The sequence below is a fragment of the Vibrio splendidus genome (genome assembly GCF_024347615.1).
In the GTDB taxonomy this organism is placed as follows: Bacteria; Pseudomonadota; Gammaproteobacteria; order Enterobacterales; family Vibrionaceae; genus Vibrio; species Vibrio splendidus.
In genome coordinates this window covers 337,734-360,059 of record NZ_AP025509.1, presented here as the reverse complement: position 1 = coordinate 360,059, position 22,326 = coordinate 337,734, and the positions used below count along the sequence as shown (strand labels likewise).

Genomic DNA, 22,326 nt, shown 5'->3' with positions numbered 1-22,326 from the left:
CAAATAGACAGCTGAATCAGCAGGCTCAATAGTCCAAGCTCAACAGGCTCTGTAACCTGCACTCAACAACCTCAGCTTTAGAAAAAGATATCAACGATAAAACACAGCCAACCAGATCGTCACCATGTCTTTATCCGTACCAATGACCTTGTGCTTTTCTCGTGCAGCGATGTTGATGTAATCCCCTTTTGATAAAGTAACAACGCGTCCATCTTCAAACTCGATGACACCCTTACCTTCAATCACCATCACCCATTCATTCTCATCTTGGTCATACCAACCCTCTTCTGGTGAGCTATGTCCATGCGACAATATCCTTTCGATTCGAACACCGTCGTTGGCAATCAGGTCATTGAATATTTCATTGGGTATTGACGAAGGAACATCATTGTAAATGTTTGACATCAAGCTCTCCTAGCTAACATTAAATTGATTGGAATTGAATTGATTAACAACCTGGGCCTTAGCTGCACTGTAAAACCTAAGCAGCAGCACTCTTTCTGAAATAAAAACGGTAATAGCCCACCAAGTTACTGCAGATAAACAGCGCCTCCATCAGAACTGCTGTTGGCGAGCCAACTAAGTAATTGTGAACCAACCAAAAGCTCGTTCCGATGATCATCAACTCTCTTAATCGGCGGTCATCTTTATTGAAGGCTGCAAAGGTTTGAAATACGGAAGCAAAGCAACTCAATATGCTTATCAGCCCCGAGTAAGTCACAACCGTTGCGACCACTGACATGGAACAGAACAAATATTTAAACTTAGACGATGTAGAAAATACACTCGTCAAATAGCGAATAGTGGCAATCGTCATTAAGCTCGCCGCTGTCCATTGTTCGAGAAGAATAAAGTGGCTCGAAATAAGCACGCCAGCAAAGAACAGACAGGTAACGATTTTCTTTCTCTCTTTAAACTGAAAAGACAGAAGATCGAAACAAATAGCAATTGCGACTAATACTTGAGAAAGATAAAAATCTGACACGGTGATTCCTTCAATAATAACATTACGCCCTAGCCGCTTCTTTCACTGTGAATAACCGAATAAAACATACTAGGCGGTTACAACAAAACAGAGCAAACAGCGCTCTAAAGCTTCTATAAAAATCTAAAGTTTCAACACACCACTGATCACAGTGATAGCAGAACCGATTAACTTTACTCGCCCGTTTGCTAAGAGCTCTGTCGACATATACCCACCACGACGAGACGCCTGATAAGCACTGAAGCAGCTTTTGTTTAGCTTTTCAGCCCAGTGCTGCGTCAATGCACAATGTGCCGACCCAGTAACGGGATCTTCATTAACCCCAACCCATGGCGCAAAATAACGAGAAACAAAATCGAGTTTAGAATTTGATGAAAGTGCCGTCACAACAACGCCTCGCCCTTTAATACTCTTTAAAGCATCAAAGTTAGGTGAGAGAGCCAATAACACTTGCTCGCTAGAAACTTCGATTAACTGCTTGGAATCAAACTCTCGGAATGAAACGACTTGGTGCGGTTCTAAACCAAAGTGCTCAAGCAATGTGAGATTAGCTTCTGAGTTCAATGACAACTGAGTGCTAGGGAAATCAAGTTCGATAGACGATTCACAAACTGTGGCAGATAACTCACCCGACAAGGTGTTAAACACAACACTGTCACCTGTTTTAACTAACCCTTGCTCTTTCATTACATGAACGGTTGCCAATGTGCCATGCCCACACAGTTTTACTTCTACTTCTGGAGTGAACCATTTAAGCGTCATAGTGTTAAGCGCAAGAAAAGCAGTTTCAGATACCGCCATCTCTTCAGCGATTGAGAACATGAGTGACTCATCAAGTAGATCTTGAGAAATGCAGACCCCAGCTGGGTTTCCTTTAAAAGCTTGAGTTGTGAACGAGTCCACTTGATATATATCTAAATTCACAATAGTTCCTAGCTCTATATTGGGATAAATATTGTTGCCTACAATAAGCACAAACACCCCGTGCTACAAGTGTTCAACAGCAACATTATTAATACTTATTTAAGAAGTAAGGAATGATAAACAACGAGTTATGAAAATAATAGGTGGATTAAGCAGAAGGTTTATTATCGGGCAGATAAGAGATAAAACGTATCTGCCTGGTAGGAAACAAGCACACATTCGCGGCACATAAGCATTGTATCGTGCCACAAACGTAAGGTTACTCAGCAATGGTGAATCTACTGACGTACCAGAGCAGATTTCACAATGGTCAAGCCAAGCAGACCCAGCATGACTCCTGTCACTTTATCAATATAGTAAGCAACACGTGTAAACTCTTGACGCACTTTAGGTGCAGATAACAGGAAGATGATCGCCGCATCCCATACAAATACAACCACCGTCATCCAAACACCTAACCCCAACTTAAACATGAAGCCAATGTCATTGTTCAACACAACCGTGAATAAGCTCAAATAGAACAAAAGGTTTTTGGGATTAAGGATTCCTGATAGAAAACCCGTAATGAATTCTTTGAGAAAAGTCGTTTGGTTGAAGCTATCTCCTTCGGTGACATCCATATTGCTGTAATTACATTTCTTCGCTCTTATCGCTTGCACAGCAAGATAAACAAGAAACAGACCACCAATGATCTTCAGTACAATCATAACGGAAACGGATGCCGCTAGAATCGACCCTACTCCAACCAAGCACAAAGCAATATAAACCGCATTCGCACTGGCAATACCGAATGCAACGCCTAATGCTTTTCTTCCCTTGTTTCGAACAGCACTCTTCACCACAATCACAAAGTCTGGCCCGGGACTCAATAACGCTAGAAAGTGAGCAATCGCCACGGTAACAAAAATCCCGACTAAACCCGCATCCATAAACCAATGTCCTTATTGTAAAATTTAATGCATTATTATTGCATAATTAACATACAATTAGCTTTTTGGGTTAATTATTAGGGTTTCGATACTAAGAGAATCAGACAGACAACACGTTTTCATCGGTCTCGTTAGGTAAAAGACGGCCCAAATAACACGCTTTTTAATATTTAGACCGCTAAGCCATGATTTAGCTTGGTGTTTTTTATAAAGGCTCATTTATTCCCTAATTTGCGGGCTGAAAGTAAGTGGGCGCATCGAATATATTAGGTTGTACTAAAATAAGAGTCGTAAATTTGAAGCAGGTCGCAAAATTTGGGCTACGATTTAGTTAAGCAAAGTAGGAAAGGAATCCGTCAGTGAAAGCATTTTATGTTTCAGTCCTTGCGTCATCATCCTTTTTAACTGGCACAGCGTTTAGCCAACAGAATGATATTTATCTCTACAATTGGGATGAATTTCTATCCAATAGCGTCGTGACCCAACTGAGCGACACGTACGGCATTTCTTTGAAACAGCAGTTTTTTTCTGATGAGTCGATCAGAGATGAAGTGCTATTAAGCGAACGTCGTGGCGCATTTGAGCTCGTCATTATAGAAAGTATAAAGCTCAATGCGTTAGCCAAGCAGAACCTGTTTCATAATCTCAGTGAGTTACAACAATCCATTGCTGGTAACATAGATTCACGTTGGGTTGAAGGATGTGGCGAGTATGGCATTCCCTACGCTTGGGGGACTGCGGGAATCTTATATCGAAGTGACAAAGTAAACACTCCCACCTCTTGGAACGCTATTCTCGAACCAGACACGAACAGCAGTGGCCGCATAAGTATGTATTACGAACCTACGGATTTGGTGAGTACTGCACTGTTAGTAAATCAATTTGATCCATTTACCAATAATGAGCAGGAACTTCGCGTTGCCTATAAAACCCTGCAAGCTCAAAAGCCTCACCTAGAAAGCAACGAATACGTCATCGACTACATTCGCCAACCCGAACGTCTTGCTAACATCGACCTTGCCTACGGTTATTCTGGTGACAGTTATGTACTCAATGATTTGGAGCCTGATGCCTCTTGGTCCTACGCTGTGCCTCAAGAAGGCACCACGTTATGGTTAGAGTGCATTGCTGCGATTAATAACGGAGAGTTGTCTACACAAGCAACAACGATTTTATCATTCTTGTCGCAACCCGAGATCGCAGCTCAAAACGCAATGGATTCATGGTTTGCAACTCCAAGCTCAAAAGCAAAAGCCTTAACGACACAAGAGTACCAAAATGATCCGGAGCTTTTCCCTAGCAAAGAGGTCTTAGAACGCAGCTATCTGTATCAGCAACTCGAACCCAATAGCATTCAAATTCGTAACCGCATTGTCGACAGTTTGAGATAATTAATGCCAGTATTAAAGAAGCTCTACTTTGTGCTCATTCCTACCTTATTGTTCGTATTTGCAATAGGCGGAATGGTGACTTACAACTTGGCCTCTAACCACGCGAAACACATGTACTTAGACGAAGTACAATCGGATGTGAACACCGCGCTCGTGGCGGCTGAATACGAGCAGCTTGGCCTATCTTTGCTAGTGAAAGATATTAGCTCATCCCTACAGTTCTTGCGATATATTCAAAACCCGGGTGACTACACAACCCTGTCCCTGCTGGAAAAAAGAGTGCTTCGTGTCTTAAACCAGAGTCACGTTAATCAGTTTGGTCAACGTAATATCTATGTCGTCGATCCTAAATTCAAATTAACACTCTCTACTTTACGAGCAGACCCTTTCGAAGGGTTAAAGATCCCCGACAACATCTATGAGAAAATCTTCGACATCTATACTTCGTTGATTAATAAAAACGAGCTATCTCATGAAGGCTTCTCTTATATCTCAGTGAGTGGTGAGCTCAGATACGCTTATGTTGCAGCTATCGATCCTTACTTACTCCCTCAAGACAAACGTGCAAATGACAGTGTCAATCGATACATATTGATTGCAGACGGCCCATTAAAACAGTTGTCTGATTTACTCACCAAATACAACGATGATGACAACATGCAGCTTCTGATTGAACCGTCATCAGATACCGAACATATTGAAAATACACAGTTCGTTATTAAGTCCTTTGAACAAACCAAAGACAGAATCAAAGTCGAGATGAATAGTCGTCACTTCCTCGCTCAAGTCAATATTCGTGAAAAGAAATTCAATCACGAAAAATCCCTCATCGCTCAGGAGACCTTACTCGGTGGCTTAACGATATTATTCATTATTATGCTCATCGTACACATGGTCGTACGTTATCAATTAGTGCGCCCACTCAAAGACTTGTTACACGAAATCTCCATTGGTGGACTCAAACTTAGATACTTTAAACGGTCATCCGGACAAAGTGAGATCGACGGACTTAAGAACGCCTACATTGACTCACTAACGGAATTGAAATTCGAAGCTGAATTCGACCAATTAACCAAATTAGCAAACCGACGATCATTTATACGACACCTAGATGTGCGTATAAAAAGTTCAATGAGCCCACACTGCTACTTGGTTTGTTGGGACATTATCGACTTTCGTAAAATCAATGATTTATACGGTGCAAAGGTGGGCGACAATGTACTCGTTAGTCTAGCCAAAACACTAAGAGAAACCCTGCAGAATCAACAATCCTCTTTCGGTTTTAGTTGCAGCGACTATTCAATCGCAAGGCTTGGAGGAAACCAATTCATTGCCATATTGGAAGTGGGTGAACACCAATCAATAAACGAAGAAATTGAGAACATTAACAACACCCTAACAGGTACGACTTTCCTAGATTATTATGGGTTCAGGCTTTCAATTGCAACTGGTGTACTACCCGTCGATACCCCTAAGTTCGAGGAGATATGGCACCGATGTATTGATGAGATGTTGATTAATGCTAAGGACCACAGTGACGGAGAGAGCCGGATTGTTTACGGCGAAGAACTACTTCATTCACTTGAAAGACATGATGTTATCGAGAAAAGGTTATTGGAGTGCTGCGCGAGTGACAACTTTGAACTTCGCTTTATGCCTATTTTCAATGCTAAGACACTTCAGATCGACGGAGCAGAATGTCTGATTCGCTGCCCTGCTCTATTTGATATAAAGGCAGGGCCGGATGAGTTCATTCCAGTCGCAGAGAAAAGTAATTTAATATCCAAGCTCGACATGTGGGTCATTAGTACCGCAATCAAGACCTATAAAGAGCTTGCAGATATTCACCAATATAAAGGCACCTTGTCCATTAACATCTCGGCGATGGAGCTCTACAACCGTAACTTTGCCGACAATATTCGAAAGGTACTCGAACGTTATCAAGTTCCTCCAAGCAACATCATTATAGAAATTACCGAAACCAGTTACGTTAAAAGCAGCAAGCTTACCGTGCAGACCATTGAGAGCATCAGAAGCTTAGGTTTAAAAGTTTCCCTCGACGACTTCGGTACGGGTTACACGGCGTTTAACCAACTTCTTCACTACCCTGTCGATGAACTTAAAATAGATAAGAGCTTTATCGATAATATCGTCCACGACAAAGCTGACCGCAAGATGGTCGAGTCTATGGTTAACTTAGGGCACTCTTGTGACACATTCGTTGTTGGCGAAGGTGTCGAATCTCTCGAACAGTATCATCACCTTCGAAAAGCCAACTGCGACCTAATACAGGGTTATTTTTTCAGCCAACCACTCACTTACATTGAGTTCATTGAATTTGCTCGTGACCACAATCCGCAAACTATTCTTGATCAGCAAGCCCTTTTAGAACCAACTACTAACGAAAGGATTGTCGTTCTTAATCATAAATAAAAATGTTCGATTTAATTACCATGCGATTTAATAGTCATGTTATTTAATTAAAAACGGCCACTTTCCCGCCCCTTTTAAACCTGTAATAACGTCTGAAATGAGCCAATATCTACGGCCGTAATACACGTTAAATATCTTGAGATTGACACCAAGTAAACAGATAAAAGCACTACCAAAACTAGTGACTACGTTCATTGGCTCGGATAAGGCTTGTAGTATTAAATATGTATAAGAAGGAAGGATAGAGGTGGAGATCAACAAGTGCTAGGAAGCCGTAACAAGTGCTAGGAAACTGGGAAGCATTAACAAGAACTGGCAGGCAATAACAATCAGCAATCAGCAATCAGCAATCAGCAATCAGATTTACTAAGCTAAGCCCCGAATTCAACTGCGAAGTGCGACACTCGCCAGTACCAAACAGCTAAGCGTCTAAGACACTAAGACACTAAGACACTAAGACATTCTTAAGAACTTAACCTTGCATGCTGGTCAACAACTCCATCATGTCTTTGGAACTTATGTTCTTCTTGTGCCTTACTACCGCATCAATCATTAGTTCCAAATTACCCGCAGATATGTAATCACTGAGCACGTCGTTAAACTTGTCTTGAATTTCATCACTCGCGTACAAATGGTCCGGAATAAAAAATAAGAACTGGCTTCCGCTGCTTCGAAATGAAATGGTACTTTCTGGTATCTTAGCGGTCAGAGATTTAGCGGCCGAACTAACGACAAGATCACCATATTCAAGGCCATATTTTTGATTAATTTCGGTAAGGTTCCTGATACGGACAAAATAGAGATCAAAGTTATTGTCCTTCGAGTAGCTATTTTTCACAAATTTCATCAATGAAATTCGATTGCGAAACCCTGTAATAAAATCCGTAGAGTAGAGCTTTCTTTTGATAGAAAAATCCATATAAAAAATAATCCCAGTCAACAACAAGATGCCAACAAGAAAAACGCTACTGATCCGATGGACTGTCACTAAGTTATCAACCATTGAGGTATTTTCTTCAATTACAGGGCTTTGTAATCGAAATTTGTCGTTAATAAAATCTACGAGTGTGTGGTAGCAAATATCGACCTTTTTCTGTAACGATTCCTTGGGCAACAACCCTTGGCTGACCAGTTTAATTGAGGGCTCCAAGCTCTTAAATTTATCAAATTCCGCTGTGAAATAGGGCTTAAAGTTTGCTGACTTGATGAAATTGGAAGACTCAGTGCTGTTAATCAATATATCAAAACGGCTCCACGTAATATCGTACGCTAACCATAACTCATCATAATCAATGGTTTCAGAGCGGCTTACCATCAAGAAATTGGCGTATTCTTTCACCAATTGAAAAACGAACCACGTTGCCTCATTTTGTCGGGTAGAAAAACTCTTATTAATATCGTTAATGCGGGTAACACTGTAGATATTAACGGTGAGCACCACTGCCGCTAAAGATAACACGACGACTTTAATGGCAGTCAATGACAACAGCTTTTTCATACGAAGCCCTTACAAATGAATATCGCGTATCTGCCAGATCATCTTGGCATGGAAATCTGTATTATCTATATCTGGAGTCGAAGAAAGTGGATATATCAACCAGTACGGCCCTTTTTCTCTGACTGACATAAATTGGCCATTTTGTTTAATCGCAATGATCGGCTGGTAATCGTCAAAGTCTTCTTTGGGCACCGCGATTTTATAGTCGTTTAGTGCAACAAAGGTCACTTGCGAAGCCATGGGTAAATCCATTGTTTCAAGCACTGTTTGTAAGGCCACACCGCTATAAACCAATTCTCCATCCACCCAAGGTAATGAGGTGGATATTTCTTTTTGAGGAAGCAATAACAGTTGTTCTCGACTGAATTGATGCTTTTGCCCTAGGTGATCGAATATTGTGAGTTCCGATGCTGAAAAAATAGAAAATGAACACAGTGAAAGTATAAACAGAAGTGCAGCTCTCATTTTAAACTCCATTCTAAAAAGGTCACTAAATTGAGTCTAGTTCATATTGGTCATTTGACTTGCTTAGACATTGCCTATTTTTTCAATGATGCAGTTCGACTCTTTCTGAGATAACGTTTCATTCCTGTAACCAGGTGCGAACAACACCTTCCCTCCTCTAAATAAGACTTTAATTAGCGTTCATACCAGTAATCCCGGCTTTTTAAAGGCAATGAGTAATCCAATCCAGCCACTGAATACGTACTGACCATCAAAATTAACAATAAATATGAGTCAGTAAGTAGCAAGAATGCTTGTTGCTGCATAACCTTTAATCGAACGTAAGCAGCTTTGAGAGCCTGTTTTTCTGATATCTGTCGCTTCTATTCCACCAGCAGGTATCGTGTGTCGCTCTTAAAAAGCTTACTCATTTCATAATCAAGGGAATCGAGAATGAGTTTGAATATAAAAAAATTTAACCCCATGACGACACTTTCAACCCTAGTAATGACGTTGGTCATGTTTCCTGTTTCTGCTGACGTTAATCAAGAACAATTCGAGTTAGGTAAGCAGAAAGCAAAGGTGTGCATGACCTGCCATGGCGTTGATGGCATCTCAACGCAAGACCCCTACCCGAACCTTCGCGGTCAAAAGGTGGGATATCTCATCTCCTCGTTAAAAGACTATCAGACAAGGGAAAGAACCAGTGGTTTGGCAATTCTCATGCAACAACAAGCCGACACCCTTTCAGACCAAGACATCCGCGACATTTCCTATTTCTATTCAATGCTCGGCAACGATTCAAACTCACTCAACGAATCAAATTCAGTCAGCGAATAAAAGCTTTAGGCAAGGAGCCTTGTTATGGAACAAGTAACATCGCAATACAACATTAAGGTCGTTAAGTACTTCATCATCGCATCTTTAATATGGGCAATCGTAGGCATGATCATCGGGGTGATTCTCGCCGCGCAATTGTATTGGCCAGTCTTAAACTTCGATTCTCAATATTTCCAGTTTGGTCGACTGCGTCCGCTACATACCTCTGGAGTGATTTACGGGTTCGTCGTGAATATTTTGATGGGGACATCTTTGTACATTGCCCAGCGAACAGGCCATTGTGAGTTGTTCAATAAAAGCCTTTCATGGATGGTATTTTGGGGATGGCAATTTATTCTATTGCTTGCGGTCATTTCCTTACCCGCAGGCCACACCAGCTCAAAAGAGTATGCAGAGCTTGAATGGCCAATCGACTTAATGATCGTGCTGGTTTGGGTGCTTTATGCGGTGTTGTTCTTTGGCACCCTTGCTAAACGAAAGGTCAGCCATATCTTCGTGGCTAACTGGTTCTTTGCTGCATTCATTATTGTCGTTGCAATGATTTTCATTGTGAACAACCTCGCGATGCCCGTGTTGGCGATGAAGTCCTACTCTGTATTTGCAGGGGCTCAAGATGCAATTGTTCAGTGGTGGTGGGGACATAATGCCGTCGGATTCTTGCTGACTGCTGGTGTGATTGGTATGAATTACTATTTCATACCCAAAGCGGCGGATCGACCTATCTACTCGTACCGTTTGTCTGTGATCCATTTCTGGGGCTTGGTCGGCTTTTACACGTGGGCTGGAACGCACCATTTGGTTTATTCTTCTGTTCCCATCTGGATTCAAAACATCGGCATCGTAATGTCTTTGATCCTGTGGCTCCCTTCTTGGGCCGGTGCGTTCAATAGCGCAATGACCCTTCTACAAAACAAAGAAAAGCTGAAGTCCGACTACATTCTTTTATTCTTTTTCTCAGCAATTCTTTACTACTGCTTGGCGACATTCGAAGGTCCCCTACTCGCTATTCGCTGGTTCAACATGGTGGCACACAACACCGAATGGATCATCGGTCACGTACATTCCGCAGCTCTTGGATGGGTTGGAATGTCAGGGATAGCGGTTTTTTACTATTTCATTCCACGCTTATGGGGCCAAACCGATCTTTGGTCACGACGACTGATTAAGTGGCACTTTTGGCTCGCTCATGCTGGCGTCGCCATCTATGCGATAGCACTTTGGATCGCAGGCATCGGTGAGGGTTATATGTGGCTCGCTCAAAATGAAAATGGCGAACTGATTTACAGTTTCGTTGAGGCTATGGACTTTAAAGCACCTTGGCTATTCATGCGTTTCTTTGGTGGCGCGCTGTTTGTACTTGGACTGTTTTTAATGGCATTCAACTTGTACAAAACGGTTCGTATGTCAGTAGTACACGACGCTAAACATACCGTTAATGAGGGGGCTTAAATGATGAGTAAAGACTTTACACATTCAATCGTCATTTTAATTTTGACCACCGTTGTCGTTGCCTCCTTCTCTTTGTTGGTCTGGGTAGTGCCAAGCATTGTCCGCGGAGACGATATTGCCAAAGGCAGTTTAGCAATGCCACTCACACCTATTGAGTTGGCAGGGCGAGACATCTACATCAGTGAAGGCTGCCATGTGTGTCACACCCAAATGGTTCGCCCTCTTGAGCCAGAAGTGAAACGTAATGGTCGCCCGAACAAAGAGGCAGACGATATTTACGAATTTCCTAACTTGTGGGGCTCTAAACGTACTGGTCCTGACCTCACTAACTTAGGTAGAAAGTATTCTGACCAGTGGCATGTTATTCACCTAACTGATCCTAGAAAAGTCGTTCCTACATCGATAATGCCCTCTTACCCGTGGCTGTTTGAGCAGACTCTGACTGGCGATGATATCAGCGCAAAAATGGAAGTTTTACGTACCTTAGGTGTGCCTTATACCGATCAAGAAATTGGTGACGCCCGATTGCAAGTAAGAGGCAAAACCAAAGGTGAAGCGCTGATTCGCTATTTACAAAGCCTGGGTAAAGATACGTCACAGGAGGTATCACAATGAGCACATTCTGGAATCTATGGGCGGTACTCTTAACCTTAATATTCTTTATTCTGATGGTGTCTGTTGTCGTTAAATACTGGCGTAGCAATCACAAGGCCGATCATGACCACACCATTGGCACCTTTGATGGTATTGAAGAGAAAGATGCGCCTCCACCTAAACTGTTATTTGTAAGCTATGCGGTCGCATTTCTTTTGTCTGCTGGTTATTTGGTGCTCTACCCCGGGCTTGGCGAATGGGAAGGATTAGTCGATTGGGAACAAAGCGATGATAAGCTCAGTTCACCATCCACCACTCTCAATGAACAATTTGCACAAACCAGCGAAACTACGTTAGAGGGATTAGCTGCAGTCCCAGAGATCGTGAATAGCGGTAGGATTCTGTTCCAAACTCACTGCGCTGCTTGTCACCGAGATAATGCTCAGGGACAAAAGCACTTTCCTAACCTGATAGACCAAGAGTGGCTGTACGGTGGCAGTGATGAAGCTGTTATTCATTCGATCGCCAAAGGTCGGAACGGTGCAATGCCAGGTTGGAGCGAAATCATGCGCCCCGATGAAGTGGCTAAGGTTTCTTACTACTTAGCTTCCCTCAATCAACGCCATACCGATGTTCCAGAAGTAAAAGTTAAAGTCGGCAAAGAGCTGTTTGTAAAATACTGCTCGTCTTGTCACGCTGATGGTTCTGTTGCGAACCCAGAGATTGGCGTGCCTGATCTCTCAGACGATATTTGGTTGCACGGCGGCAGTATTGAAGAGATTCAGCACACTATCAACAAAGGCTTGAACAACCTAATGCCTGCGTTTGATGAGCAGCTCACCGAGAACGAAATACTTGCACTGGGTGCTTACATTAGACATGCGGGCTCAGAGCAGCAACAAAGACTCGCGAACCTAGAAGCTCAGTCTGTTGAACGTGGTGAATACCTAGCGTATGCCGGTGACTGTGTAGCTTGTCATAGTGCCGAAGGTGGTGAACCCTTTGCTGGCGGCCTACCGTTTGTTACTCCTTTCGGCACCGTGTATTCAACCAACATAACTCCACATACCACCGAAGGGATTGGGACTTATGACTTTGATGACTTCCGAGCCGCGTTAGTTGCAGGTAAAGGTAAGAATGGTTACCTGTACCCTGCAATGCCTTACACTTCTTATCAATACCTCACCGACCAAGACATGGTCGATTTGTGGGAATACATGCAGTCCATCACCGCCGTACCACGACGCAATGACGACAACAGCATGATGTTTCCATCGAACATACGTCTAGGTCTGCTCGGCTGGAACATTGTGTTCATGGATACCGACCCGATTGACTACCAAGTGCCTGAAGAGCTTAAATCGGAAGTCGAAAACGTTGAGAAATGGCAACAAGGCAAATATTGGGTCGCAGGACTTGGTCATTGTTCGGAGTGCCATACACCACGAAACATTGCCCAAGCTCTGATACCTGAACGTATTTTCCAAGGTAACTTGATTGACGGTTGGAATGCGCCCGATATCACGGCCAACGAACTGTATGTCGATGGTTGGGATGAAGCAACGCTCACCGATTTCTTACACACAGGTCACTCAGACAAAGGGACTGCGTTTGCGGGCATGGCAGACGTAGTAAAAAACAGCCTAAGTTTAATGACACGTGAAGATATAGAGTCGATGTCCTATTACTTACTCAGTGGTGACATCAACAACACCATTGCCAGTGATGCAGTTCAGTTGCAACCTAAAGGGTTTGATGAAGACTCTTACGCGACTGATATTTACACCACGTATCGCCAAACGTGTGGAGCGTGTCATGGTGACGATGGTAAAGGTCGCGACCCTATCGCCCCTACGCTGTTGAATAACGGCATTATCATGCACAGCGATCCATTCAACACCATCGCGGTGACTGTGCGCGGTCTACAACCCACCTATCTCGACAAAGACAGAAACTTCATGCCAATGGCAAGCTTTGAAGATGTGCTGTCGGATCAAAGGTTGGCTGAGTTGATCACCTTTGTGCGATTGCACCTTGGAGATAGAGAGGAACCCGTCACGGCGGAGCACGTACGAGAGGTAAGAGAGACACTTGAAGCAGCAGGTTACGCTGGAGGATTACACACCACACCTGAAATGTACGAAAATCGAGATAAGAACATTAACATTCGCTAGGTTCTCGACGTATTTGATTAGCTCAGCAAGTAGCAAGTAATGAGTAATGAGTAAGTTTTAATATTGATTAATAAACCCAAAGGAGACCAGTGCGTCTCCTTTTCTTTTTACCATAACCCGAGTTTTCGACACTTTGCCGTACAACACAATTGTAACTAACTGATTACACAATTAAGCAGAGCTGCACATAATGCGATCAATCTCGCAGAACAAAGATGACACCAAGTGCATAATATGCAAAATTTTCTAAAGATGTACTAAGGACAGTTATGGATACAACTACACTCATCTACGATACGTTGGAAGGCCTGTCGAGCGCAAAGCCACAGCAACACGCTCAAATCCGCCAAAATCTATATAACCAATTAGATTTATCATTTGAGAAGCAGTTGGCTTTATATTCATCAGTTCTTGGTCCAGCAAGTGCTGGTAGATTGACCGACTTGGATAGTGCAGTGATGTCTGCACGCAAGATTGTTGGCTTAGAAAACAGCTAAACAACCTTCAACCTATCTCAACTTTAACGCTGCCATTGTGCAGCGTTTTTTTATGGACGCTATTTACGATAAGGACGGTTGGTTACGATAAACGTCGTTAGTTACGATAAGTACGGTTAAGTAAGATAAGTGCAGTTAGGCCTGTTTTTCAAGTTACACGCATTCTCATTTGGTTAATCTTATGTTCCATTTTTAACAGGTGTGCAACCTCAACAATGGCGCTAATGTTAGTAGCACGTTAACCACACATCGGATGGAAGAATCATGAGAGTACTTATTGAATATACACAAACAGGCAAATACCGTGATCATGCGTGGGAAGCACTAACCATTCGTTCAAAAGGCGAAATTCAAGCTGTGACTCCCTCTTATGCGGCTCAACTTATCGAACAGAACCGCGCCAGCTTATCGACCACTGAAAATCAAGATATCGTCATCCAACCTTAATGAATTTAGGAACTATCCCTCCCGGTTCTTAAACTCTATCGTTTTACTCGGTATCTAGTGATCAACTAGATACCAAGTAAAACAGAGTTCGATGGCATAAAAAAAACGCTGCACGGATGCAGCGTTTTCTTGTTTCTAGCGTATCTGATTTCTAACGTAGACAGCTTCTAACGTAAACCGTCTAATTATTTTGGCAGGTTTTCTAACGCTTCAACCATCGTCACCAATTTATCTACAATTCTTTCGCCATCCACTCTCAAGCCATTGTGTTCGTACTCGTTAGTGATCCACGCTTTTGAGTTTGGAATGTTCGCAAGTGTTTCACGGCTGTAATCCAGCTCTACATACATATCATCCGCATAAACCGCACATGCCATCGGAACCGTATTCTTGCTCAGTTGCTCTGCATTGTACAAAGAACCCCAATCTGATTTCTCAGCCAACATGTTTGCCGCTTCACGTAATGGCTTCAGCGTTTCTAGTTGGTCGAACATCCATGGGTACACCATTTCTCCGGTAAACCAGAATTCACTACCCGTTTGGTAGTTAAAGTGTGAGTACTGTTCACGAACTCGATGTGCAGACCAATTAGACGCAGTGCCTTGGCAGTAAATCGATTCATGCAAAATCGCGTAGATTGGGTTCGTTAGGTAGCCCTGCTCTTGCTGCATTTGATTTAGGAAGCTATAGCTCAGCTGCTTGTTACCGTTCACTTCAACAAAGGCACTTTCCAGTGTGAAATACATTGGAAGGTTTGCTTCGCCGCCACCAAGATTAATGCCGATCAACTGGAACTGTTCAACTGTAAACGCCTGACCGTTTGGCAGTCTCACATCATTGTTAAGCAGGTAATCAGAGATCTCGCGACACATAGCTTGTGCTTGAGGGAACTGAGCAAAGAAAGCTCTGTTTTTGTCTTCTACACGCTTGTAAGTCGCACGATAAACATCATCAGCTTCACGCTCAATAGACGGAATACCACCCGTTACATAACAGCGCTGTAGACTTTGTGGGAACAGTGACAAATAGCTCAGTGTACAGAAGCCACCAAAGCTTTGGCCAATCGTAGACCATTGTTTAACACCAAACTGCTCACGAATCGCTTCAGCGTCACGAACGATATTGTCGGCTCTGAAATGCGTTAAGTACTCGACTTGTTGTTCTGGACAAAGGGGCGCCAACGTTTCATGACTGATAACCGTGCTGTTGCCTGTACCACGTTGGTCCAGAAGCAGAACACGATAGCTTTGTAATGCACGCTTTAGCCAACCCGATTGCCCGCTAACACGTGGAGAAGGAAAACCTGGGCCGCCCTGAAAGTAGATCAGCCACGGCAGCTCTTGCGCATCTTTAGCGAGATCAACCAGCTCACGTGCGAAGACTTGGATCTGTTGTCCATCTTTGGCTTGATAATCAAGTGGCAACTCGAAAGAGTGCTGACGATACAGGGTGGTTCCATCAATAAAGTTAGCTTGCACGCTTCATTCCTTTTTATCTGATTCTAAAGTCATTGGTACGAATAAAAATGGCGCCCTTTGGCACCCTTATGAGCAAGATACGCATAGTAGCTTGTAAATGAAACCGTTTGTTTAACATGAATGTGAAGGTGCTTCGTTTAAATGTTCAATTACCTCTCAATGGGTAACAGCGTGTGTCAAAACAGTCAGTTTAGAAGAGGTTGATCCAGCGAGAGAGTAAATGAATGAGGTAAAGCAAATCCAAAGCGTGAGGCAAATAAAAAGAGCTTAACGAGGTGAGGATACGTTAAGCTCTTTGGTTTTATCTGTGTTGATAAACTAACTCGCTTATTTGCCGTTAATCTATCGAACCTGTTAGTTCTAATGAACCTAATAAATCTAGCGACTACGAAGCCGTCAGTTCACCGGCACCTTGAGTCGAGCGTTCGCTGTTCTGAACTAGGATTGCGGTAGCGGTCTCTTTCAGTGCCGCCCACTCTCCATCATCCACCTCAATGCCATCGTTCCATGCTTTCTCTTGAGTTTTAAAAAGCGCTTCCGATTCAATGTGTGTTTGGTAGCCATCTGACAAACGTTCGATATCGAAATCCTGGACGGAAAGTTCGATGGTCATATTGTGGATATGTTCGACCGATGCCAGTGGCAAATCTGATAAAAACAGTTCTGGTGCAACGCAACCACGATTAAGCACATACAAAGTGCTCTTAGGGTTAGAGCCGTTATCCCAACGTGCCATGCACGCGATACCTTTCGCAGCCAGTTTTACAAGCTCGCTATACGCCAACCAACGGTTGTGGCAATTATTTAGCTCAATTTCCAGCGTCTTCTTACCAACCATTTTTTCAATCGAATAGTCCATAATCACAGGAAGATGACACGCCAAACTCGCCTTGTGCAGGTCGACTTCAACCGTATTATCACTGCGCACTTGAATATCGACAGGGCGGTCGTCCTCTAGCCCGATGAAGTTGCTCGCACTGTTAAAATGACGAACACCATCCAAACCGACCATTTGTAAATCTGCCACCATGTTCGCTATCACATCAGCTTCACCACATGTACGACGCATCCCCAGAAAGGCTTTATTGACGGCCGCTACCAGTTCATTGTGAGAAACGATCATAACGATTTACCTCCATGTTGGCCTTTCGCCGTTGTGCTGTGAATTGAAACATTTTGCGAACCAGACAGTTCAGCTTCACTTGGTAATATTGGGAACACCCATTCGTCCTGATGAATTTCATCAAGCAATGGCGCTCCTTGGAAAAACGTCACTCGTACCCAGCGATCTGAGCGAGGATCAAACTTAGTTGCACCAAACATCGCAAGCTTACAACGCAGTAAGTGCATTGGCGGCGAATCTTGGTGAAGCACATTCATTTGAATGTCACCCATTGCTTTGTTGCCTAGCGTCCATACACGGCGTGCAATTGCACGGTGTTGTGGCTGTTTAACTAGGAATTCAGCCAATGAAAGCTCAGGCGCGAATTGCAATAAAGCATGGTACAAACGATAAGCTTGACGGCCGATATCCAACGGCAATTCACGCTCTTCACCCAACTCTTCGCCTCGAACTCCGAGCCTTGGCTCTTCTTTGTCTTGAGAGCGATACCAGAACCAGTAGTTGTTTTCTGCTTTAGTAAAGTCGGTCGTGATCGCCCAACGGTACTTTTCTTCTAATACAACAAGAAGGTCTTGAATCTTTTTGCCGCTAGGAAGCGACAGTGTTTCGCTGCAATTCATTTGCTCTTGATGGGCGTCCACTAATTCTGGGTACAATTCCATCAAGCATGAGATAAGGATTTCTTGGGCTTCCATACTCATTTGCTTAGATTGCTCGACTAACTGCGCCCATGTATCACACTGGCTGACAGACGTTTCTAGCGATTGCTCTGTTTCTTTCAAATCATCAACAGCGGCTTTGTTGAGCTCTTGCTGTGTTTCATTGATGGTAACGACTTGTTCTAAATGACAAATCGCTTTTTTAACTAGTGTACGTAGTGGCTCGATCAACGCCGTATCAGTCTGACTCGCTAACACTTCAGCTAATGCATGCTCACGGGTTGTCATCCACTGGTCAACAATACTTGGGTGGTTAATCAGGTATGGCGCCATGCCTAAACCTGTCGCATTACCAACGCCTAGGTAGCGTTGTAATCCACGATGTAAAGAAATCGCTTGTTCGCCGCCTTGTTGCTCTGCTAGGTAATGAACCCAATCTAGGCTGAACTCACGCAGCATATACACCGCACACATTTGAGCGCTAAACGACTGATTGAAATCTTCATTTTTCTCTAAGATTTTAAAGTCAGCGATGCCAAATTTGCCATTACCATAAACGGCAGTGGTTCGCAGGATGTAGCCTACTTCAGCCAGTTCTTTGGGCGTTGGTTGAACACCTTTAGCCAAGTGACTAACGATATGTTCAAACACACGTACACTTTTGTTTGCACGCGCTAAAACAAGCACATTGTTAGGATTACGGCCAGCTTCTTGAAGCGGTACATTCGCGCGAAGTCTTTCAAGTAGGGTGACATCAACATCACCAAGAACAAGCGCAAACGTTACGTCCCACTTTTCAGCTATTACACGGTCATTTCGTTCGTCATCTGCAATTTCATCGCAAAAAACAACCAAATGATAAACATGGTTTGGCGTCGCTAGCTTATAGATAACATGACCAAAACCCTGAGCGTCTAATTGCCATTCATGTTTCGTCACTTTCCACTCTTGCTGCGCCATTTTACGAATCAGAGTTCTTACAAAGCTGATACGTGTTTGGTGCATCGCACCTAGCCTTTCCGGTGCCATGACGACTGTTGCGTCACGTAATGCTGATTCAGTGTAGGTAGAACGATGTGCATCCATTTTGCTCACCACCTTATAGTTATAGGATTTTGCTAGCCATTCAGAACCGATCGTTGCCGTCATTTGAAGCATTCGTTGTTACAGTATGCTGGTTAGCTTTCACGTTATGTGGGGCAAGCGAGCTCACCCCTTATTATTTGTCCTGACTAGATCGATTGACCTAAATACTTTGCCGTCCGGTGTATTTTCACCAGTTCGGGTTTTCTGTTCCTTTCGGAATTTTTGCATCAGCCTTCTTTCGAAGGCTGATTTGTTCTTACTTAATCAATTTCTTACAGTCTCTTTTTTACAGAGTTCTTGTCTTACAGAGCCCTTTTATTTAAAAAAGCCTGCTCTTTAAAAACCCTGTTCTTTTGCCATCTTGATTGCGATTTGAGGCGCATTCCAGAGCGATGGCAGTAAGATTAAGGACACGGGTACCGCTGTGATAACAATGAACGATTGCAGCGCTGAAATACCGCCAGAACCTAGGGAAATCAGAATCAACGCTGTTACCCCCATCATCACACCCCAGAAAGTACGAATAATTGCATTCGGTTCTGTCTCACCACTGATAACCACACTGATGGTGTAAGTCATCGAGTCACCGGTCGTTACGATGAAGATCGTGGTTAAGATCAAGAACAGAATAGAGATAAGCATCGGCATAGGTAGCTGCTGAGTTACCGCCAGTAGTGCGCCTGGTAAGTTGAAGCCTTCGAACGCTTTACTTACGCTGCCTGGATCTGCAATTTCAAACGCAAGACCAGAGCCACCAACAATCGTGAACCAGAAGCAAGTTACAAACGGTGCGATAAGGCTAATGGTTGATACCAATTGGCGAATACTACGGCCGCGTGAAATACGAGCGATGAAGATTGCCATCATTGGGCCGTAACCTAAGAACCAACCCCAGAAAAACACTGTCCACCAGCTTAACCAACCTTCGTCACCACGGTATGTGGCCATTGGGATGAAGTTATCTATCATGCTGCCTACACCTTGAATGTAGCCATTGAAGATGAAGTTCGTTGGACCAAAGATAAGGATATAAACCATCAATGCCATTGCTAAAATTACGTTGTAACGGCTTAGCATTTGCATTCCGCGGTTTAGACCACTTAATGCCGACAATGTATAAAGCACGATAGCGAACAAGATGATGATTAGCTGAGTTGTGAAGCCATCTGGAATACCAAACAGTTCATTCAGAGCGTAGCTGACTTGCAAGCCCAAGAAGCCGATCGGACCGATGGTACCCGCTGCTACAGCGACAATACAACATGCATCAATCAGTGCGCCGGTATGGCCTTTCAGTGCTCTTTCGCCCAAAACTGGGTAAAGCAAAATACGAGGTTTAAGAGGCAAGCCTTTGTCGTAGTGAAGGTGCATAACCACGATAGACGTTAAGCTGCCCACAATTGCCCATGCGAGGAAACCCCAGTGCATGAATGATTGTGATAACGCATTCACTGCGCCTTGCTGTGCGTTTTCTTGTGCGCCATACAAAGGTGGTGGGTTAACGTAGTGTGCGATCGGCTCTGCTGCTGCCCAAAACACACCGCCGCCCGCAAGTAGCGTACAGAAGATGATCGCCATCCAACGGAAGCCATCCATTTCAGGTTTCGCGATGCCGCCTAGGATAACCTTGCCTGTTCGCCCTGCCGCCAGGCCAAGACCAATAAGAAAAGTCAGAAGAAGAAGCATTTGCCAATAAGGGCCGAACACTTTTACAGACCATGCAAAGCCCGTGTTTACTAGGGTAGAGAGTAGCTCCCCATCAAACAAAGCAAGCGTTACGAACAGAGCGATAAAACCGCCGCTGTACCAAAGTGCTGGATTGGTTAGTCCTAATTTGTCTGAAGTAGATTCAGACTGAGGTTTTTTGCTTGCTGTGTTTGCTTGACCCGCATTTACGTTTGAAGATTTCACGCTATTGGTTAAATCAGACATACTCTGACTCCAGAGGTTTCTTTGCAGCTGTCATTTAAATGATGACTACAAGAGGTGTATTTAACACCTGCCCTATTGTTTTTTGTGTTGGGCAGGCTAATCCATGTTTGGGTTACCGCGTTGCGAAATAGACCGTTGTTCCTTTTGAATAGTTAAATTGGTTACAACAGCACTTCTAAATGAAGGTTAATTAGAAGGCTGCTAATTCGATGATTGCTAGTGAGAAAACACTTAACCCTTGCTTTGAGGCTCTAGGCCATCTTTCAAGAAGTTAAACCAGTTTTCTCCCAAGACTTGCCCAGCTTCAGACTCGCTGAAACCATGGCGCATCAATCCGTTATAAATATTTTCCATACCCGCACTACCACAGAACCAAGGCAACGCATCTGGCCAACCTGAGTTGTTCGCAGAGCCTTCGCCGTAGTCCATTGCTTTAGACCAACGACCATTTCTCATCCATTCAAGAACGGCTTGAGGTTGGTTTAAGCATAGGTCACTACCAATACCTAGGTGTTCTACGCCAACCATGTCAGCGGTAGTCGCAACCATTTGGCAGAAATCTTCCAACGTACATTGGCTGCCATTTGGTAGGTGGAATGGGTATAAGCTGAATCCGATTAAGCCACCGCGTGCGGTTAGGGCTTTAATCACATCGTTTGATTTGTTTCGTAGTGCATCATGAGCAAACGTTGGGTTCGCATGGCTGATACAAATAGGACGAGAAGACAGGTCAATCGCCTCAAGCGTTGAACGCTCGGCACTGTGAGACATATCGATGATCATGCCCACTCGGTTCATCTCTTCGATTGCTTGCTTACCAAAGCGAGTAATACCCGTATCGTTCTTCTCGTAGCAACCCGTCGCCAATAAGCTCTGGTTGTTGTACGTCAGTTGCATGATCAGAAGACCTTGCTTACGCATCACTTCGATAAGACCAATCTCATCGTCGATTGGAGAACAGTTTTGAGCACCTAGAAAAATGCCGACTTTGCCCGTCGCTTTCGCAGTTTCAACATCAGCCATTGAATGAATTGGCATGATAATGTCTGCATTTTGCTCGAATCTTAAGTTCCACTCTGCAAAGCGAGATAAGGTTTCACGAGCTGTCTCGTGGTAAACCGCGGTAGCGTGAACTGCTGTAATGCCGCTCGCCTTTAGTGTTTGGAAGTATTCTCTGTTCCAATTGCAGTATTGCAATCCATCTATAACAATCCGTTGCTGGTACATAACCACTCCTATTGAAAGCTCAGTGTTCTAGCTCGGTTTTGAAAACACGCTCAAATAACATGTTTTCAAAAATGGGTTAAATCACGTCTCTAATTTCATTTGTTGTGTTGAGTTTGGATGTTGGCCTGACTTTGTGAATCAGGCCAATTCGATAGCTGGATAGCTAGGGGCTTAATGTCTCCAGCCATCCCGTTCTAATTAATAGAGAGCTAATTA

General features: G+C 43.6%; 19 protein-coding genes. 8 read left to right on the top strand and 11 right to left on the bottom strand.

What is annotated here, in order from left to right; genetic code table 11:
- Positions 1–90: 90 nt before the first annotated feature.
- The 4 genes from OCU90_RS19010 to OCU90_RS18995 form a co-directional block, all read right to left on the bottom strand.
- Entirely contained in the window at positions 91–405 is a 315-nt protein-coding gene (locus tag OCU90_RS19010; RefSeq protein ID WP_017085157.1) for a cupin domain-containing protein, read from the bottom strand.
- A 76-nt stretch (positions 406–481) separates the two neighbouring features.
- Complete coding sequence (locus tag OCU90_RS19005) at positions 482–985, bottom strand: YgjV family protein (RefSeq protein ID WP_061023054.1); 504 nt, start codon at positions 983–985, stop codon at positions 482–484.
- A gap of 123 nt (positions 986–1,108) precedes the next feature.
- Positions 1,109–1,966 carry a PhzF family phenazine biosynthesis protein gene (locus OCU90_RS19000; protein WP_081089972.1) on the bottom strand — a complete coding sequence of 286 codons (858 nt, stop codon included), beginning with the start codon at positions 1,964–1,966 and terminating at the stop codon, positions 1,109–1,111.
- 221 nt (positions 1,967–2,187) lie between these two features.
- On the bottom strand, positions 2,188–2,838 hold the full coding sequence (locus tag OCU90_RS18995; protein WP_017088106.1) for a LysE family translocator: 651 nt from the start codon (positions 2,836–2,838) through the stop codon (positions 2,188–2,190).
- A gap of 359 nt (positions 2,839–3,197) precedes the next feature.
- On the opposite strand from OCU90_RS18995, the gene OCU90_RS18990 reads away from it, so the two are divergent.
- Positions 3,198–4,229, top strand: a complete 1,032-nt coding sequence (locus OCU90_RS18990; RefSeq protein WP_061023059.1) for an ABC transporter substrate-binding protein — start codon at positions 3,198–3,200, stop codon at positions 4,227–4,229.
- 3 nt (positions 4,230–4,232) lie between these two features.
- Positions 4,233–6,662 carry a putative bifunctional diguanylate cyclase/phosphodiesterase gene (locus OCU90_RS18985; protein WP_061023060.1) on the top strand — a complete coding sequence of 810 codons (2,430 nt, stop codon included), beginning with the start codon at positions 4,233–4,235 and terminating at the stop codon, positions 6,660–6,662.
- Between the two features lie 472 nt (positions 6,663–7,134).
- Here the strand turns inward: OCU90_RS18985 and OCU90_RS18980 are convergent, their stop codons facing one another.
- Positions 7,135–8,160, bottom strand: a complete 1,026-nt coding sequence (locus OCU90_RS18980; protein WP_017082375.1) for a diguanylate cyclase domain-containing protein — start codon at positions 8,158–8,160, stop codon at positions 7,135–7,137.
- Between the two features lie 9 nt (positions 8,161–8,169).
- On the bottom strand, positions 8,170–8,637 hold the full coding sequence (locus OCU90_RS18975) for a putative pterin-binding protein (protein ID WP_017091205.1): 468 nt from the start codon (positions 8,635–8,637) through the stop codon (positions 8,170–8,172).
- 420 nt (positions 8,638–9,057) lie between these two features.
- On the opposite strand from OCU90_RS18975, the gene OCU90_RS18970 reads away from it, so the two are divergent.
- From OCU90_RS18970 to OCU90_RS18945, 6 genes are all read left to right on the top strand, one after another.
- Entirely contained in the window at positions 9,058–9,444 is a 387-nt protein-coding gene (locus OCU90_RS18970; protein WP_004730436.1) for a c-type cytochrome, read from the top strand.
- A gap of 24 nt (positions 9,445–9,468) precedes the next feature.
- Positions 9,469–10,893, top strand: a complete 1,425-nt coding sequence (ccoN, locus tag OCU90_RS18965; RefSeq protein ID WP_061023063.1) for a cytochrome-c oxidase, cbb3-type subunit I — start codon at positions 9,469–9,471, stop codon at positions 10,891–10,893.
- Positions 10,894–11,508 (top strand): cbb3-type cytochrome c oxidase subunit II, encoded by a 615-nt coding sequence (locus OCU90_RS18960; RefSeq protein WP_004730430.1) that lies wholly within the window; start codon positions 10,894–10,896, stop codon positions 11,506–11,508.
- Positions 11,505–13,661, top strand: coding sequence for a cytochrome c (locus OCU90_RS18955; RefSeq protein WP_061023065.1), 2,157 nt, complete (start codon positions 11,505–11,507; stop codon positions 13,659–13,661). Before OCU90_RS18960 ends, OCU90_RS18955 begins: the two co-directional genes overlap by 4 nt.
- Positions 13,662–13,930: 269 nt before the next feature.
- The gene (locus OCU90_RS18950) at positions 13,931–14,158 is read left to right on the top strand and encodes a PAS factor family protein (protein WP_004730426.1); all 228 of its coding nucleotides are present in this window, start codon (positions 13,931–13,933) and stop codon (positions 14,156–14,158) included.
- A 264-nt stretch (positions 14,159–14,422) separates the two neighbouring features.
- The gene (locus OCU90_RS18945; protein WP_004730424.1) at positions 14,423–14,605 is read left to right on the top strand and encodes a hypothetical protein; all 183 of its coding nucleotides are present in this window, start codon (positions 14,423–14,425) and stop codon (positions 14,603–14,605) included.
- A 185-nt stretch (positions 14,606–14,790) separates the two neighbouring features.
- Here OCU90_RS18945 and OCU90_RS18940 read toward each other — a convergent pair whose 3' ends face one another.
- From OCU90_RS18940 to OCU90_RS18920, 5 genes are all read right to left on the bottom strand, one after another.
- On the bottom strand, positions 14,791–16,083 hold the full coding sequence (locus OCU90_RS18940; protein WP_061023068.1) for an alpha/beta fold hydrolase: 1,293 nt from the start codon (positions 16,081–16,083) through the stop codon (positions 14,791–14,793).
- Between the two features lie 385 nt (positions 16,084–16,468).
- Positions 16,469–17,206 carry a DUF3726 domain-containing protein gene (locus tag OCU90_RS18935; RefSeq protein ID WP_061023070.1) on the bottom strand — a complete coding sequence of 246 codons (738 nt, stop codon included), beginning with the start codon at positions 17,204–17,206 and terminating at the stop codon, positions 16,469–16,471.
- Positions 17,203–19,014, bottom strand: coding sequence for a hypothetical protein (locus OCU90_RS18930; RefSeq protein ID WP_061023072.1), 1,812 nt, complete (start codon positions 19,012–19,014; stop codon positions 17,203–17,205). The genes OCU90_RS18935 and OCU90_RS18930 overlap by 4 nt, the downstream gene beginning before the upstream one ends.
- Before the next feature lie 273 nt (positions 19,015–19,287).
- The gene (locus OCU90_RS18925) at positions 19,288–20,883 is read right to left on the bottom strand and encodes a BCCT family transporter (RefSeq protein WP_017111918.1); all 1,596 of its coding nucleotides are present in this window, start codon (positions 20,881–20,883) and stop codon (positions 19,288–19,290) included.
- 231 nt (positions 20,884–21,114) lie between these two features.
- Positions 21,115–22,110 (bottom strand): membrane dipeptidase, encoded by a 996-nt coding sequence (locus tag OCU90_RS18920; protein WP_061023074.1) that lies wholly within the window; start codon positions 22,108–22,110, stop codon positions 21,115–21,117.
- Positions 22,111–22,326: the final 216 nt, after the last annotated feature.

What these genes read in the sequence shown, in the direction of transcription:
- OCU90_RS18995 (WP_017088106.1), bottom strand. Translation starts at nt 2,838, where the DNA reads ATGGATGCGGGTTTAGTCGGGATTTTTGTTACCGTGGCGATTGCTCAC.
- OCU90_RS18930 (WP_061023072.1), bottom strand. Translation starts at nt 19,014, where the DNA reads ATGACGGCAACGATCGGTTCTGAATGGCTAGCAAAATCCTATAACTAT.
- OCU90_RS18920 (WP_061023074.1), bottom strand. Translation starts at nt 22,110, where the DNA reads ATGTACCAGCAACGGATTGTTATAGATGGATTGCAATACTGCAATTGG.
- OCU90_RS19010 (WP_017085157.1), bottom strand. Translation starts at nt 405, where the DNA reads ATGTCAAACATTTACAATGATGTTCCTTCGTCAATACCCAATGAAATA.
- OCU90_RS18950 (WP_004730426.1), top strand. Translation starts at nt 13,931, where the DNA reads ATGGATACAACTACACTCATCTACGATACGTTGGAAGGCCTGTCGAGC.
- OCU90_RS18945 (WP_004730424.1), top strand. Translation starts at nt 14,423, where the DNA reads ATGAGAGTACTTATTGAATATACACAAACAGGCAAATACCGTGATCAT.
- OCU90_RS18925 (WP_017111918.1), bottom strand. Translation starts at nt 20,883, where the DNA reads ATGTCTGATTTAACCAATAGCGTGAAATCTTCAAACGTAAATGCGGGT.
- ccoN (WP_061023063.1), top strand. Translation starts at nt 9,469, where the DNA reads ATGGAACAAGTAACATCGCAATACAACATTAAGGTCGTTAAGTACTTC.
- OCU90_RS18960 (WP_004730430.1), top strand. Translation starts at nt 10,894, where the DNA reads ATGATGAGTAAAGACTTTACACATTCAATCGTCATTTTAATTTTGACC.
- OCU90_RS18970 (WP_004730436.1), top strand. Translation starts at nt 9,058, where the DNA reads ATGAGTTTGAATATAAAAAAATTTAACCCCATGACGACACTTTCAACC.
- OCU90_RS18935 (WP_061023070.1), bottom strand. Translation starts at nt 17,206, where the DNA reads ATGATCGTTTCTCACAATGAACTGGTAGCGGCCGTCAATAAAGCCTTT.
- OCU90_RS18985 (WP_061023060.1), top strand. Translation starts at nt 4,233, where the DNA reads ATGCCAGTATTAAAGAAGCTCTACTTTGTGCTCATTCCTACCTTATTG.
- OCU90_RS18980 (WP_017082375.1), bottom strand. Translation starts at nt 8,160, where the DNA reads ATGAAAAAGCTGTTGTCATTGACTGCCATTAAAGTCGTCGTGTTATCT.
- OCU90_RS18975 (WP_017091205.1), bottom strand. Translation starts at nt 8,637, where the DNA reads ATGGAGTTTAAAATGAGAGCTGCACTTCTGTTTATACTTTCACTGTGT.
- OCU90_RS18955 (WP_061023065.1), top strand. Translation starts at nt 11,505, where the DNA reads ATGAGCACATTCTGGAATCTATGGGCGGTACTCTTAACCTTAATATTC.